Origin of the sequence: Mycoplasma sp. 125 (assembly GCF_051549845.1) — a bacterium.
Lineage (GTDB): Bacteria > Bacillota_I > Bacilli_A > Mycoplasmatales > Metamycoplasmataceae > Metamycoplasma.
This window is the reverse complement of the sequence record NZ_CP196079.1, coordinates 151,238-167,859: the sequence shown is the minus strand read 5'-3', so window position 1 is coordinate 167,859 and position 16,622 is coordinate 151,238. Positions and strand designations below refer to the sequence as shown.

The following is a 16,622-nucleotide window of genomic DNA, read 5'->3' as shown; positions in this document are numbered from 1 at the left end:
GTTTTTAGTTAAATAAGTTTTATTGCATTTTATTCTTGCTTAGCTTCTTTATCTTTTTTACTCTCAATAAGGCCGTCATATTTTAAATCTAAGCCATAGTTATTATGCGCTAATCATTTTTCTAAGCGACCATAAGCTTCTTGTTGTGTTGCTGGTTTATACAATTCCCCAATTTGTATTTGGCCTGCATCATCTCACTTATTAAATAAATATTTTGAATAAATGTGTCGTCAACGAATTAAATCATCTTCTCAATAAGGTATTTTTTCTTCATATTGCATTCAGCGCAGCGGAAAAACAAATTCATTTATTAATTTAAGAACTTTATTAAAAACTCAAGCCGGGTCGTAATGTCTATCGCCATCTGGTTGATCAAAAAATCAATTTTTAGTCTTTCCATTTTCATCTAGTTCTAAAAATCAGTAATTATATGGTGAAATAAATTCTATTGTTTGTGCATATAAAAAAGAGATTTTTTGTTGAGTTTCAGCACTAAGCTGTTGCTTAAAACTTTCATCAGGGTTTTTAACATCTTGTTTTAGCGCTGCTAATAGTTCTAAATATACTCTTAGAAATCTTAAGGTTGTTTCTGCTAATTCTTTGCGTTTATTAATTGGATTTAAAATTTTATTTCAACCTCAAATTTTTTCATTTAATTTTTCTATTGCTTTTTTAGTGTCTTCACTTAAATTTTTAAAATCTTTATCATTATTTTTAATTCTACTTTTGCTAAATAAACGATAATTAGTATTATATTCTCATCAGGATATATTATTTTTTCATTTTGCCTCTCTAAAAGCAATTTCTGGCATTGTTTGACCATTTATTTCTGTTCCATATAAATTTTCTTGACTTTCCTTTGTTTGCTTTGCTAAATCAGAATTATGGTAAGTATCATAAATCTCTGCTCCAATAAAAACTCTTTCTAAATCACGATGAAATGTTGTTATCGCATTTTCGTATGCTTTTTCTACTTCGTCCCTTAAGCTTTTTAAGCGCGTATCAAATTCATCAGATGTTATTTTTTGGCCGTTATCATTAGTTAGTGATGCTAAATTCATCGCATAAGCAAATAACTCATCTGGACTATTACCTTCTGATAAACGTGTTGAGTATTCCATCGCGTTTTGTTTTTCTCATTGTGCCCGTCTTGCTTCATCAGCAATATTCATTTGTTTCTCAATTTTTTCAATATCTTGCGTCAGTGTATTGCTATTACCTTGTTGTTCTTCTGTTTTTGGTAGTGGCAATGGTTTTATATTTAATCCATTAGTATTTGGAGCTGGTTTTGTTTCTCCTGGATTATTTGGTTTTGGTTTTGGACCTAAACCTGGTGTTGGTTTGTTTGGTCTTGGCATTTTATTAATATCTTCAAATGCCCAACAGCTAATTGATAATATTGGTAATGGTGCAATTAATGTTGTTCCTAGACCTAATAAACTAAATTTTAAGGCTTTAGATTTTTTCATTTTAACATCTCCAAAATTGTTTAAAAAAATATTAAAATATTTTTTTTATTATAAATATAATTATAACATGTCTCTAAAAAACCTTTAATCATTTTAGTTGTATTAGCACACAAAACTCGTTACTTTTCACTTCATGAAATAAATTTTGCGTGTTTATTTCTTCTAGTGCATCCTTGTAATATTTAAAAGTTTTTATAATTTCTAATGGTTCATCATTTTCTTTTACTTTTACCAACGCAAAATTCTTATCTTTAAAATTTGTTTTTATTCTTGTATTAGACATAATGCTTATTTTTCCTTAATTTATTCATTTCATAATAATTTCATCATTATCTGTTTCAAAATAATCTAACTTCTTAGTGTAAATGCGCTCTAAATACTTCAAAACTAAATAAAGAAACTTTCTAACTGCATAAAGTGAAATTCCTAATAAATGTCCAATTGCCTTGTCTTTGGTTTTATAAATTTGCGCCCCTAACTTTATTGCTATATAAAATAATTTTTCTATTGTTGATTGATATTTACTATTTATTTCATTAGTTGCAATAAATTCTTTAATTAAATCATTATTCATCTAGATAGCAACCTTTTTAACATTTTAGTTTTATAAATCTCATTCTAAGGAATTATCATCTTCTTGTTCTTCTTGCGGTGGCGTTGGTCTACTAAAACTATATTTAGACACATATTCGTTATTATCTTCTATTTTTGTTTGTGCTTCATTTTCGGGTTTAATTAATATGCCTTTTTCAATTAGTTTTCTTGGTTCTAAGCATTTAATTTTTTCAACCTTTATTACATTAGCATTTTCTTTAATGCCCTCTTTATTAGTTTTTTTATAGCTATGATATTCACCTTCAATTAGTACCATAATACCTTTATTTAAATATTTATTAACATATTCTGCCTTTTTATCTCAGGCCATACAAGGCACATAGTCAACTTGTGCTTGTTGATTATTAGTTTTGGAATGAACTAATCTTGGAATTGCGATTGTAAATGCACTAAATTCGTGTCCTTCCTTTGTTTGGTTTTGTTGTGGTTTATTTGTTATTCTTCCAGCAATCATTACTCTATTCATAAAAACATCTCCTTAATTTTTTGTTTTCTTTTTCTTATTTAATTAATGTATTAAATTCAAATAACTTATCGTAATTTATTAAATTATCTACAACTCTATCTAGCGCATTCCCAATTAAACATTTTTCATTATTTATAAATCAAGGGTCATATAGTTTACTTTCTATCTGAAATGTTTCTTTTAAAAGTGCAAAAGCATTTAGCTCGTCTTCTATTCCTAGCATTCGTTCTAAAAAGTAACAATTTAAAATTGCAACAAAATAAATTGGTCTTTTCTTATTTGCTAAAAAATCTATATAACTTTGTACTCTTATTAATGCTCTTAGATTAGTTAAATTATCGTTTGTTTCATTGAGTGCAAATGAAATTTTTTTATTAAGGTTATATTTATTAATTGTAATATTCACAATTTTTTTAGTATTTCTTAAATACTGCTTATAAATACTGATATTTTGATTATTATCTTTGATTATTTTAAACATTTGATTTAGTATTAGTTTTAAATAACCATTATCTTTATGTTTAAATTTTGTTAAACAAAACATTTTTTCAAATTGTGCATCAATTATGGTCATTCGTCCCTTAATATAATCATAAATTTTATTTATATAATATTTTTTAAAGTCTTCAATTTCACTAATACGCTTTAAGCTAAATTTTGATAAATAGCTTATAAGGCTTTTTTTCACTTCGTATTCTCCTTTTTTAATAATTATTCATTTGAAATATCATTACTATTTTCGCTATATGTTTTAATGCTAAAATAAAAGGGTTTAATTTTGGTTATTAAAAATTCCTTTAATTGTTTTTGTTCTATTAAAGTTAATGGGATTCCCATTTCAATTTTTTTTGAAAAATGCTTAAACATTCTCTGCTCAGTTAAATCTACAAACTTTCTAACAGACATTCAGTTGAATTCACAAAACTTAATTAAATCATTTATGCTAATAGAAATATTTTCTTGCTTAGCAAAATCATTTATAGCATCATCCCTTTCTTTTTCTAGTGCTTTAATGTCAGCTTCAAGTTTCATTGTTTCTTTAATTAGATCATCAACATTATCAGGGGCAATATTATTATTTAAATCAAATTTATTAAAATCAATACACTTAATTTCTACTTCTTTTAAATGGTTTAGTAAATGGTCAGTACCCTTATTAAGACTATATTTTAAATATTTATATGCAAATTCAATTTCTAATAGTAAAGCCTTCTCTTGCTTTTGCAAAATTAGCACTTGGTTTTTTGGAAGCCTTTGCAACTCTGCGGTATCAATTCCAAATTTTTCCTGGCTTGAAATAGTCTTAGATGTATTATTTTGACTTGTTGTAGTTGAAGTCTTATTAATTTCTTCTTTGCCGACAAGGTAACTTATTTCTTCTAATGTTTGTTTATTATTAATTCCTCCTAAAAAAATTCAAGAATTAAATACGTCCTTAATTGTTTTGGCTGCATTCTCGTATTTATTTTCTAGTTGATTTATTGATTGAAGCACACACGCAAAAAAAATTCCTCTACCTCGTGATGCAGATAATTTAGTTTGTATAGCAGGAATTGGCGGTAAATTACCAAATTCATCTAATAAAAACAATAAATCTCTATCTAATTTTTTGCTATCTTTACTTTCTGCAAAATGTATCGCCTCTTGATACAACTGTGAAATAAAACTTAAAATAACATTATTTCTTGTTTCATCTTGTTCTGGTATTTTAATTAATACACAAAATGGTTTATTTTTATGTTGTGTAAATAACTCATTAATTCTTATCTCATTAGTTGAAATTAAATCGTTAAGTTTAGATTCTTTGATATAAGGGCTAATAGCTTGCACAGCAAATCCCATATAACCCGCTAATTGCTTTGAAGGGGTTTCGATATAGAAACTAAGCGAAGCCTTAACGTTGCGAGCTGGCTTTATTAAATTTCCCCTGTTAAATAGTTTATTAAATCAAGCCCCTTTAACAAAAGTATTTTGATTTAATAATAAAAAAAGATTATTAAGATTAAAGTCCGCACTTGTAAAATTTTCTTTAAAGTAATATCCCATTAAAAGCAAGGCGCATAACAAGTTGTATAAAATTTCAACTCCGCCTATTTGTCAGCTTCCATCCGGACCACTTAAATTTCATTTATATAAGTTGTAAACTAATAAATCTATTTCTTTAAAAGCACTATCAAAATCGGGAATATTTGGATCTCTAAAACAAATGTCTCATATTGAGCCCAAAATATTAAAACCCATTGAATTCTTAATATTAATTAAGTCTAAAACTTTGACATCGTAGCCATGATTTTCTAATGGTTTAGCAAAAATTTGTGTTAATTCTCCTTTTAGATCAGTAATAACCATATTTGGCTTTTTGTCTTTATTTAACGACATATTGTAATAAATGCTTGGAATAATAATTTTTTGTGATTTACCAGCACCAGTTCCGCCAAGAATAAGTGTTTGGTTTTCTGTTAAAATGTAACCTTTTTTTAAATTAGCTTTAATAATTCAACCCGGTTTATCATTATGTCCCTCTTCAAAGGGTTTGTTAACTACATAATTTTTTAAATCATGTTTATCCCCAAGATTTTTTGGTTCATTATACATTCAGATATTAGTATTTTTGTTAACTCGTAATCTAAATTTACGTCTCAATAATGGCAAGAATATAAAAATACATAATCACAATAAATTAAGACCAACATAACAGCAAATAGTAATTCATCAATGCGATTTAAAAGCCTTTCACATAAAAACTAAAACATTGTTCTTAAAAGCAAAACCTAAATTTTTATAATTATCATATAAAAAATAAGCAATAAATAGTCCTAGAAATAAACCTGCGTTAAGAAATATAAAACTAGTAATTGCAATCTTTTTATTTATACGCTTGATTTGTTTATTAGTCATTTAATTACTTTTCCATTTCTTGGTCTAAATCCATATGCAGATATTTATAATAAATTTTTAATCCTTCTATTTTTCTACTAAATTCTCTCTTTGCATCTTCAAATTTTTGCTTAGCAATTTCTCATTTAGAATTGTAATTATAAAAATTTTGTTCTTGCGTCCGCTTGAAAAAATTGATATTTGGAATATTTGGTAAATACAAAACTTTTTGTGTTTTAGCTTCAACTAAATTTTTAATTCGTGAAAGAACTATATTAGCTAGATTAACTTTTAATTCTCTTTGTTCCTTTTGAATTAAATTACTAACTTGCTTTGTTTCCGTTTGTTTGTTAAAAGTTTGCTCTAAAAATAAAGAATGATTATTAAACTTAGAATATTCATTCGATAATGATTTATCATTCTTAATTATTTCCATTACTAAATTATCTAGTTTTTGCTTAGTTGTAGCATCCAAGCGACCATAGTTCCATACATTTGCACTTTTGCTTTGAAGAATATCATTAACTAATTTATCTGTTTTATCAATTTTTATCTCAGGGTTTTTAAAACTAGTTCTTAAATTCATTTTTAAGGAACGTATTTCCCCCACGGTTTCATAATATTTTTTATAGCGTTCTTTTTCATTAATTTTATTAGTTAATATTGAACTAAATAGCATATACTCACTCAATGGTATCAAACCTTTTTGCTTATAAACTAGTTCGTTAGAATATTTATTTTTAAATTGAGGTTCTCTTTCTCAAAACGCTAAATGTATATGTGGATTTTTTGTATTAGCGTGCATAGCATAAATAACATTTAAATTTTTTATATTTAAATTATTTCTAATAAAAAAGCTATTTAAATTTTCTTCTAACAATTCGCTAATTTCGTTTATATCAAATAGTCTTTTTTCTATGCCCAATTGCCCAAATGATAATTGTGTATCCCAAATGTATTGCTTATCATTTAATTCTGCTAACATTTTTTTGCCAAATTTTAAATCAATATTTTTAAATTTTAAATCATTAGAATCTAAAGAATATAAACCGCTATTTGTTTCTTTAATTTCATTTAATTTATTTCATTCTTTAGTATGTTTATTAAATCAAAAAATTGCTTCTTGGTTAGTTTCAAATTTTGGAATTTCACCAATAAAGTTATAACAAGCTTGAGCTCTAGTTATATAGTCGATATATTTACCACTTTTAAAATAATTGATGGCTTTTTTACCAAAAGCTCGCACTTTTTCATTTTTAGAATTTATGTCTATACCACGAACAAAACCAGATTTATTATTTTGTTTAAAAATTATTTTTTTCATTTTTTAATTATTTAAATAGTTTCATTAAGAAAATCATTAAACATTGTTTTATCTTCAACAGTTTCTATTTTATTTTTTGTTTCATTTAATTCATTTTTTAAATAATTTGGAACATTAAGAGTATTTAATTCATTTTTAATATCTAATGTCTCAATTTCTTCATATTTTAATTTTGTTGCCTCTTCTGATAAACATTCTTTTTCATTATTAACGAAGTTTTTATCATAAGTATATTTTTTGTTTGCGCTTAAAAAAACATTAGAAACAATAATATCAAAGTGATATGTAATTCTTTTTTCATCATCTTCGAATTTTTCATTGCGTTTAGAAATTTTTCCTATTACCAAAAGGTTTGGTTTATTTTTTATGTCTAAAGCATTTATGAAATCAGCATTTTCTTCAAATGCAAAGAGTTCAAAAAACTCACCATTTACTAATAGTGTAAAAATCAAAAAATTAACTTTTTGCGCTGTTGTTTTATTCAAATTTGTTTTTGAAATTAAAATACCCCTTAGTTTTACTTCATTCATTTTTCTGTTTTTCCTTTTTATATTTTTTAGCATTTTTTCAAATATTTATTTATTTATTTATTTATTTGAATATATATTTAATAATTCCCTTTACTATTTCTTTATGGCATATTTTTGCCCTATTATTATTACAACCTTAAATTTATATGTTTAAGTAACCTAATTTTTGAAAAAAAACATCATAATTTTTGCATTTTATAATAACGAAAATAAGCTTGTTTCAAGTTAAACTATTTAATAATTCCCTATTAATCAAAAAAGCTTATTTTTTATATCTTAAAATATCTAGTTGTTACAAAACTGCTTTTTTCTTTTAAATACATTTTTTTTATTTTTATAGCTTCATAAAAATATAATTTTAAATATTTGCATATCAAAAATAAAGCCTTTTTAATTTTAGCCTTTGTCAAATTTAAAAAATTATTAGTTATAACAAATTCTTTTTGGTATTTTTTTTTATTAGTAAGATTCTTTATTTTTTTAGCAGCGATTAAGGCGCTAAAATTACCAGCAAAAAACAGCATTCAATCAGCTTCTGTTTCTATCTTATAAAAAACTTCAACATTTTTTTTATTCGAACTTATTAAAGCATTTTGATTTAATGAATAAAACTTTCCTTTCAAATAAATTAAGTTTAATTTTTTTAATTCTTTTAGTGCGTGTCTAAGCCGCTCTTCTGTAATTCCATATCCCCTCAAATCGCTTAATTTAAAACTGCTAATTTTTTTTCTTTTTTTTAATAATAAAATTAATATATAAACTAAACTTGCATTTTGTTTTTTTTGTAAGATTTGCATAGTTGATAATTTAATGCTTAATTTTATTTTTCTCGTCAAATCTAAAAAAGCTGAAAAACTGAGTTTTAAATATTTTTTACTATTACAAATATTTTCGAAAACAAATCTTCTATTATCGTTTTCTATTTCCTTTTTAGTTCAATTTCCTTGAATTTTTTCCTGTTCATTTAATAAATAATTTGAAATTCTGCTCATATATACCTTCTATCTTTTATTAATTAACTTTTTTAAAATAGTGATATAATTATGAAAGAGTATTGATTCGTCCTTAGTGGACGATTTTTATTTAACTTTTCTATCCACTACAAAAAAGTAGCCATTTAGCTGGCTACTAATTTTTAGATTTTAAATTTTGGGGATTTGTTAAAAATATTTTTAAGGCACCTTAAAGTTTATAACAACTATTTTATTTGCTGCTTGCTTGAATTGCTCAACACTAGACTTGTCAGAAATTTCTTTTTTAGCAGTATTAATAGATGATTCAAGTTTAATTTTAGCTTCCTTATACTTATCATCTAGCAACGAGGATAATAACTTATTTGCTTCATCCAATTTAGTGTTATATAAGGATTTAACAGCTTCTAATGAATTATTATTTTTTACATCTATAGTATTTTTCTTAATTTCACTAACTTGACTAACTAACTTTAATAACGCATCATTAAAATTGGAATTTGTTGACTTATCAGAATTTAGCACCTTTTTAGCGTTATCGATAGCTTTTTTAATTTCTAACTTTTGTGAATCATTAAGTTTCTTATTAGATTTTAATTCTTGCTCAAAGGTTTCGATTTGCTGAGATAGCTCTTTTTTAGGTTTAGCATGTAACACGATCCCTACTGATAAACCGGTTGCAAGCACGACAGCTGTACCACTAATAGAACCTAACGAAATTAGTAATTTACTCGATTTTTTCATTTTAATTTTCTCCCACATTTTTAGCGCAAAAATTATTATTAGTGCAATTCATTTATTGTACAGGTTTTACCTAATTTATAACATAACTAAATTAGTTATTTGTCATTTTCTTTAATTCATCGCTAGTAAATAGTTCTATTTCATATATCTTGTCGCTGCCTTTAAACTTAAAAGGTAGAACAACTTTGCCATCCTCCTTTAATTCAAGACATAACGCTTTTCTTCTGCTATTTGAACCGGCATATAAGACATCTTTTCTATTTATTAAATCCATAAATTCTTTAGCAAATAAATTTCCAAGATCTTTCTTTTTTCCTTTTGAATTTTCAGAAAATTGCAAGATTGGTTCTTGTCCTTTTGTTGGCCTCTTGTAGCTTAAATAGCCAAAGAAGTATCTCACATGTTCATTTCTATCATGACTTTTAGGAGATTTGTATATTTCAATAATAGCTTTTTTAACATCCTCACTAATGGCGCTATTATTTAAAATTGTTTTATTTTTTATTTTTTCAACTAATGCCTTTTGCTCGGCTGTTAAAGTTTCTTCTGTAGTATCTGCTTTTTGTGCGTCTCTTTTGATTTGTTCAAAGAATTTTTTAAGGCTTTTAGTAATATCTTTAACTTTGCGAGAAGTTGTATTTTCCTGATCTACAATACTTTTTTGCTTATTTAACTCAGCCTCTAATTTATTTTTAAGACCATCTTGTTCAGGCTTTTTTAATGTCTTAATAAACTCTTTAATTTCATTTTCTAATTTATAAAAATCGTCTTTTGCTGCTTTTTTAGTATCATCAGTTTTTGATTTATTATCAATTTTTTTCTTCTCTGCCTTAGCTTGATTAATTGCGTCATTAATTTCATTTGTGGCAGCAAGAAATTCATCCTTAGAACTTGATTCAGTTATCGTTTTTTTATTTTTATTAACTTTTTCTTCTAACGTCTTCTTAATAGTTGCGTATTCAGGTTTTGCTTCTAATGTTTTAATTAGTTCATTAGCTTTAGAAATAACTTTGTCATATTCTTCTTTAGCATTTTCTAAATTTTTATTAGAATTATTTAAATTATGAACATCAATTGATTGTTTTTCACTATTAGCAGTTTCAATAGCACTTATCAATGATTTAGTAGCATTTTCATACTGTTCTTTTGTACTTTTATCGCTAATTTCTTTTTTTGCTAAATTAATAGATGATTCCAATTTTGTTTTTATTTCTTTATATTCATCATTTGAAAGCATAGTTAGTAATTCGTTGGCTTCATTCAATTTAGATTCATATATTTTTTTAGCTTCGCTTAATAATAAATCAGGTTTTGAATCAAAGCTTTTTTTCCTAATCTCACTAACCTGACTAACGAGTTTTGATAATGCTTCTCTAAAATTAATATTTGATGATTTGTCAGAATTTAACACTTTCTTAGCATCATCAATTACCTTTTTAATCTCGGTTTTTTGCGATTCGTTAAGCTTACTATTAGATTCTAATTCTAATTCAAAAGCTTGAATTTGTTGTGCTAATTCTTTTTTTGGTTTTGCTTTCATAACTAAACCAACCGATAAACCGGTAGCAAGTAAAACTACTGCGCCTGTAATAGAACCTAACGTGATTCATAATTTACTTGACTTTTTCATTTTTTTATAATCTCCCTAAATTTAAAAATAAATTTTACTAATCAAATTTATTAAATCATTTAAACTGTTATTATTCTACAATGCTAGGATTTGTTTTAAGCATATTCTTTAATTCTTCACTTTTGAATAACACTATTTCATAATTTTTTTCATGTCCCTTAAATTTAAAGGGCAATACGACAGTTCCGTCTTCTTTTAATTGAAGCGATAAAGCTTTTCTGCCGTTGCTTGCTTTTGATGAAGTTGGAAAAACAATTTCTTTCTTTAATACTAAGTTAACGAATTCGCTAGCAAATATTCCATGGCCAAGATTTTTCGCCTTAATCTTGCCTTTTGGTCTTTTTTCTGAGAATTTAAAATCATGAGTTTTTTTATCAAAACTTATATATCCAAAGTAATAATTTACCTTTTCTTCATTAACTCTAGATTTATTTTTAAATATTTCAATAATTGAATTTTTTACATCCTCGGTAACGGCAGCTTCATTTATAATTGTTTTATCCTTAATCTTATCAACTATTTTTTGTTGTTCTGGATTTAAATTTTCTGATGCCTGTTCGCTTCTTTGAGATTCTCTCTTAATTTGTTCAAAGAAAGTCATAAGTTTCTTTGTAATTGTTTGAATTTTTCTGGCTGTTAAATTTTCTTTATTAATGTCACCTTTGCTTTTTTCTAATTCAGCTTCAAGTTTCATCATAAGTTGAGTATGCTCAGGCTTTGTTAATGATTTTTGAATAAATTCAGTAATTTCAGTTTCAAGTTTTTTAAATTCAGCTTTTGCTTCATCAATTTTTTGTTTTAAAATTTCTTTTTTATCTATTTCCTTTTTTTCATTATTAGCAGATTCAACAGCAGTTTCTAATTCTTTGGTTGTATTTTTATATTCTTCATCAGTAGTTTTATCATTAATCTTTGTTTTAATTTGGTTTAATAAATCATCTAATTTTTTCTTGACATTTTCGTATTTAGCATCCTTAAGAGAACTTGATAATTCCTCAGCCTCCTTTAATTTTTCTCCATAATCTTTTTTAGCATCAACCTTTGGTGTGGTTTGCTTATCAAGTTCTATTTTTGCTTTTCTTGCATTGTCAAAAGCTTCTTCTAGTTTTTTTATTGCTTCTTTAAAATCATCAATGGTACTGCTATCACTAACACTATTAACAATCGCTTGAACTTCTTCCTGTAATTTATCTTTTATATCTTTATATTTGTCACCAGCCAATTCGACATCATATATATCAAGAAAATCATTAGATAATTTATTATAAAAAATCTGTTGTTGTTCTTCTAATTGGTGTTGTATTCTATCATCAATTGTTTTTTTATCATTCTTAGTTTTTTCTATTAATTCAGTTATTAACTTTGTAGCACTATCATATTGTTGTTTAGTACTCTTGTTTGTAACTTGATCTTTTAATTTCTTAAATGATTCATCAAATTTTTGTTTAATATCTTTGTATAAATCACCATCAAGTTCTTTTGATAATTTATCTCCTTCACTAATTTTTTCTTCATATTTATTTTTAGCTTCCAATAAATTCTTTTCTTCCAAATCAATTTGCTCTTTTAATTTCGAAGCTTCATTTATTGCTATTTGTAATTTAATTTTGGCTTCATCATAATCATGTTTTTTACTTTTATTATTTAAATTATTAGTTATTTCTTTGATGGATAGATCCAATCTTGCTTTAACATCATAATACTTATTAGCTAAAAGTTTGTTTGATAGTTCTTTTGCTTCTTTAACTTTGTCATTAAAATCGTTTTTAGTATTTTCGAGAGTATCAATTTCTTGTTTAGCTTGTATAGCTTCTTTTATCGCTACTTCTAGTTTTTGTTTTGCTTCGTCATAGTCGCTTTTTAAGCTGCCATCATTTATATTTTTTGTTGACTCATAGATAAATAAATCAAGTCTAGATTTAATGGCTTCATACCTTGGATATGATAATAGTATTTGTAATTGTTTAGCTTCTTGTAACTTGTTATTATACGATTTTTTTGCAAACCTCTTTAACTTGTCAGTATCCATTTCTTCAGTATTTGGATTTTGTTTAATTTCTTCAACAGAATTAACTAATTGCGCAATGGCATTTTCAAAATTTAAGTTTTGTGAAGAAGCACCAGAAAGAAAAGCCTTGGCAGCTTCTATTGCCTGCTTAATTTTTATCTTCTGGTTTTCGTTAAACGAAATATTATTTTTTAATTCTTTTTCATATTGATCAATCTTTTGAATTAAAACATTTCTAGGCATAGATTGTTGTACAGTATAGATTGATATTCCCGCGGCTGCGACAATAGTTCCAACATTGGCTCCGCATAATGCAATTAATAATTTACTAGACTTCATTACGTACTCCTTATTTATAAAAATAATTACTAATTATATATTTAAAACTCATTGAACTTATTTATAGTTGCTAGGTTTCTCATTGCTTGTAAATAACTCAATTTCATATAACTTGGTATGATCTTTAAACTTAAATGGCAATACTATTTTTCCATCACTTTTTAATTCAAGAGCTAACGCCTTTCGAGCACTTTTACCTGTTTTATTAGTTGGAAAAATTATTTCCTTTTCATGGACAAGTTTGATAAATTTCTCATCGAAAAATCCGATACCAAGATTCTTATGTTTTATTTTGCTTTTATTCTTTTTAGTAGGCTTTTTCGACGAGAACTCAAAACTATTATTTTTAAATTCAATGTATCCGAAATAATAATGAAAATTTTCACCAGATACTTTGCTATTGTCTTTAAGTACTTCTAAAATATGTTTTTTAACTTCTTCTGTAATTTTATCTATCTTTAATAATGTTTTACTATTTAACTTATTAACTATATCTTTTTGTTCTTGCGTTAATCCATCATCAGGTTCTTCGGCCTTGTTTGCTTCCGACTTAGCTTGTTCAAATATTTTTGTAAGTTTTTCCGTTGCTTTTTTGATTTTATTAGGTGTTGATTCACTATTAACTATTAGTTTTTGCTTATTTAATTCATTTTCTAAATTAGTTTTAATGCTCATTTGACTAGATTTTGTTAATGTTTTTAAAAAATCTTCGACCTTTACTACCAAGGCCATAAATTCTGCTTCAGCATCCTTTTTTTCTTTTTCAGTATTTAATTTCTTATCAATTTTTTTCTTTTCTGACTTAGCTATTTTGATGGCTTTATCTACCTCACCAATTGCATTACCAATTTCTTCTCTAGTATTATTCACATTTACTGAATCTTTCTTTTCTTTAACCACCTTTTCTAAATCGTCTTTAATATTTTTATATTCATTGTTACTACCGAGCTCAGTAGCAATTCTTTCTGCTTCTGCAACTTTTTCGTGCAATTTTTCTATTAATTTTAATCTAGCTCCGATTTCTAGTATTTCGTCATAAGCGTTAGCAATTAACTCTTCTAATTTCTTAGTTGCTTCATCATACTCTGTTTTTGTATGTTTTCCACTACCTAATTTAGTTTTTATTTCTTCCACTTTTGAATGCAATTTGTTTTTGACTGAACTATATCTGCTATCTGAAAAATTATCATTTTCAAACTTTTCTGCCTCTGCAACTTTGGCATCATAAGCTGCTTTTGACACTTCAGTTTCCAAAATTGTTTCTTTGGCTTTTTTGGCTTTATTAATTGCTTCTTCTAATTTATTAATAGCATCATTATATTGATCTTTTGTTGATAAACCTTGTGATGCATCTTGAACCTCTTTATCAAATGTAGATTTAACTTCAACAAATTTAGATTCTATTAATTGTTTAGATAATTCATCAGCTTCACTTTTTTTAGATTCAAATGCTTTTTTGGCTTTTTCTAATTCAGAATCTTCGCTATCATCAATCATTTTCTTTTGCTTATTAGCTTCAGTAATAGCATCTTCTAATTTCTTAGTTGCTTCATCATACTCTGTTTTTGTATGTTTTCCACTACCTAATTTAGTTTTTATTTCTTCCACTTCCAAATGTAGCTTGTTTTTGACTGAACTATATCTACTATCTGAAAAATTATCATGTTCAAACTTTTCGACCTCTTTAACTTTGGCATCATAAGCTGCTTTTGACACTTCAGTTTCCAAAATTGTTTCTTTAGCTTTTTTGGCTTTTTTAATTGCCTCTTCTAATTTATTAATAGCATCATTATATTGATCTTTTGTTGATAAGCTTTGCGATGCTTCTTGAACCTCTTTATCAAATGCAGATTTAACTTCAACAAATTTAGATTCTATTAATTGTTTAGATAATTCATCAGCTTCACTTTTTTTAGATTCAAACGCTTTTTTGGCTTTTTCTAATTCAGAATCTTTGCTATCATCAATCATTTTCTTTTGCTTATTAGCTTCAGTAATAGCATCTTCCAATTTTCTAGTTGCTTCATCATACTCTGTTTTTGTATGTTTTCCACTACCTAATTTAGTTTTTATTTCTTCCACTTTTGAATGCAATTTGTTTTTGACTGAACTATATCTACTATCTAAAAAATTATCATTTTCAAACTTTTCGACCTCTTTAACTTTGGCATCATAAGCTGCTTTTGACACTTCAGTTTCCAAAATTGTTTCTTTGGCTTTTTTGGCTTTTTTAATTGCCTCTTCTAATTTATTAATAGCATCATTATATTGATCTTTTGTTGATAAACCTTGTGATGCATCTTGAACCTCTTTATCAAATGTAGATTTAACTTCAACAAATTTAGATTCTATTAATTGTTTAGATAATTCATCAGCTTCACTTTTTTTAGATTCAAACGCTTTTTTGGCTTTTTCTAATTCAGAATCTTCGCTATCATCAATCATTTTCTTTTGCTTATTAGCTTCAGTAATAGCATCTTCTAAATCCTTTGCAGCTCGGTCATATTGATCCTTTGTAGTTTTACCATTAATTAAATTGGTGTTTCTTTGAATAGTTCCATCTATTTTTTTCTTAACTTCTTCATATTTTGAATCAACTAATATAGAAGACAATTTCATAGCTTGCTGCAACTTTGTATTATATCTATTTTTAGAATTTTCCTTTTCTTTAATATCTGGGACTGGTTCAAAATTTTGTATGATTGCTTCATATGAACTAACTAATTGCGAAATAGCATTTTCAAAATTAGTATCATCCACGTTTTGCCCAATAAGAACCTTATTAGCTTCTTCGATAGCTTGTTTAATAGCAACCTTTTGTTCTTCACTAAGCTTTTTATTAGTTACCAATTCTTCTTGAATTTCTTTAATCTTTTTAATCAGAGCGTTTCTTGGTTTTTGTTTAATAGTTGTAGAAATAGAAATTCCTACTGATGCAATAATAGCACCCACATTAAGGGTACATAATGTTATTAATAATTTACTAGATTTTCGCATTCTTTAATACCTTTATGAAAGTTTAAGTTGTAATTTAATTATATATATTATATATTGTAGTACAGAGTGAAAATAATCATTATTTTCTAACTTGTTTTGGAATTTTTTTTAAAGAAAATTTAGGGTTTTCTTTAGGTTTAATGTAAAAATCTAATTTATAGTTATTTTTATAGTTTTTTATATTAGCTAATATATTTTAAATATCTACTAGCAGTTAAACTAACGCCAATAACTTATTTGAGTCCTTAAAAAAATAAATAAAATACAGATTTCTCTGTATTTATAGTTTTTTATTTTGTTCTGCCAATTTCTTTTTTAAAACAACTTCTTCAATAATAGTATATTTCTTTTCATTTGTTTTTTTAAACTTGATTTCTGTGTCAATTGGTTTAACGTCAATATTATTGACAATCAACGAAAGCAAATTATCTCTAAATTCAACAATCCCACGATCGATGTAAAAAATCCGGTTATTATTATCTTGATCTTTAATAATTATTTGTGAGGGAACTAATGCCGCTAAAAATGGAACAGCATCTTTCATTAGACCAATTTGCCCCTCAGTAGTGGTAAATGTTACGATACTACCTTTACCTTGATAATATACACAATTTGGTGTTGTTATAACTATTTCAATGAATTTATCATTCAT

General features: G+C 25.9%; 14 protein-coding genes. All 14 read right to left on the bottom strand.

Annotated elements, in window-relative coordinates; genetic code table 4:
* Positions 1–29 precede the first annotated feature (29 nt).
* A complete protein-coding gene (locus ACSH4Z_RS00730) occupies positions 30–1,469 on the bottom strand; it encodes a hypothetical protein (RefSeq protein WP_438340714.1) in 1,440 nt (479 codons plus the stop codon).
* 73 nt (positions 1,470–1,542) lie between these two features.
* Positions 1,543–1,752: a hypothetical protein gene (locus tag ACSH4Z_RS00725; protein ID WP_438340453.1), complete on the bottom strand. Its 210-nt coding sequence runs from the start codon at positions 1,750–1,752 to the stop codon at positions 1,543–1,545.
* A 15-nt stretch (positions 1,753–1,767) separates the two neighbouring features.
* Complete coding sequence (locus tag ACSH4Z_RS00720) at positions 1,768–2,043, bottom strand: hypothetical protein (protein ID WP_438340452.1); 276 nt, start codon at positions 2,041–2,043, stop codon at positions 1,768–1,770.
* 30 nt (positions 2,044–2,073) lie between these two features.
* On the bottom strand, positions 2,074–2,550 hold the full coding sequence (locus tag ACSH4Z_RS00715) for a single-stranded DNA-binding protein (RefSeq protein WP_438340451.1): 477 nt from the start codon (positions 2,548–2,550) through the stop codon (positions 2,074–2,076).
* Positions 2,551–2,584: 34 nt separating this feature from the next.
* Complete coding sequence (locus tag ACSH4Z_RS00710; protein ID WP_438340450.1) at positions 2,585–3,238, bottom strand: hypothetical protein; 654 nt, start codon at positions 3,236–3,238, stop codon at positions 2,585–2,587.
* A 23-nt stretch (positions 3,239–3,261) separates the two neighbouring features.
* Entirely contained in the window at positions 3,262–5,448 is a 2,187-nt protein-coding gene (locus ACSH4Z_RS00705; protein ID WP_438340449.1) for a type IV secretory system conjugative DNA transfer family protein, read from the bottom strand.
* A 4-nt stretch (positions 5,449–5,452) separates the two neighbouring features.
* The gene (gene mobL / locus ACSH4Z_RS00700) at positions 5,453–6,751 is read right to left on the bottom strand and encodes a relaxase MobL (protein WP_438340713.1); all 1,299 of its coding nucleotides are present in this window, start codon (positions 6,749–6,751) and stop codon (positions 5,453–5,455) included.
* Positions 6,752–6,762: 11 nt separating this feature from the next.
* Positions 6,763–7,281 (bottom strand): hypothetical protein, encoded by a 519-nt coding sequence (locus ACSH4Z_RS00695; RefSeq protein ID WP_438340447.1) that lies wholly within the window; start codon positions 7,279–7,281, stop codon positions 6,763–6,765.
* A gap of 269 nt (positions 7,282–7,550) precedes the next feature.
* Positions 7,551–8,273 (bottom strand): hypothetical protein, encoded by a 723-nt coding sequence (locus ACSH4Z_RS00690; protein WP_438340446.1) that lies wholly within the window; start codon positions 8,271–8,273, stop codon positions 7,551–7,553.
* A 180-nt stretch (positions 8,274–8,453) separates the two neighbouring features.
* Complete coding sequence (locus ACSH4Z_RS00685) at positions 8,454–8,996, bottom strand: hypothetical protein (RefSeq protein WP_438340712.1); 543 nt, start codon at positions 8,994–8,996, stop codon at positions 8,454–8,456.
* Positions 8,997–9,087: 91 nt separating this feature from the next.
* Positions 9,088–10,626, bottom strand: a complete 1,539-nt coding sequence (locus ACSH4Z_RS00680) for a hypothetical protein (RefSeq protein WP_438340711.1) — start codon at positions 10,624–10,626, stop codon at positions 9,088–9,090.
* A gap of 70 nt (positions 10,627–10,696) precedes the next feature.
* The gene (locus ACSH4Z_RS00675) at positions 10,697–12,973 is read right to left on the bottom strand and encodes a hypothetical protein (protein WP_438340710.1); all 2,277 of its coding nucleotides are present in this window, start codon (positions 12,971–12,973) and stop codon (positions 10,697–10,699) included.
* A gap of 57 nt (positions 12,974–13,030) precedes the next feature.
* Positions 13,031–15,970: a hypothetical protein gene (locus ACSH4Z_RS00670; protein ID WP_438340709.1), complete on the bottom strand. Its 2,940-nt coding sequence runs from the start codon at positions 15,968–15,970 to the stop codon at positions 13,031–13,033.
* Positions 15,971–16,250: 280 nt separating this feature from the next.
* Positions 16,251–16,622 (bottom strand): hypothetical protein, encoded by a 372-nt coding sequence (locus ACSH4Z_RS00665; RefSeq protein WP_438340708.1) that lies wholly within the window; start codon positions 16,620–16,622, stop codon positions 16,251–16,253.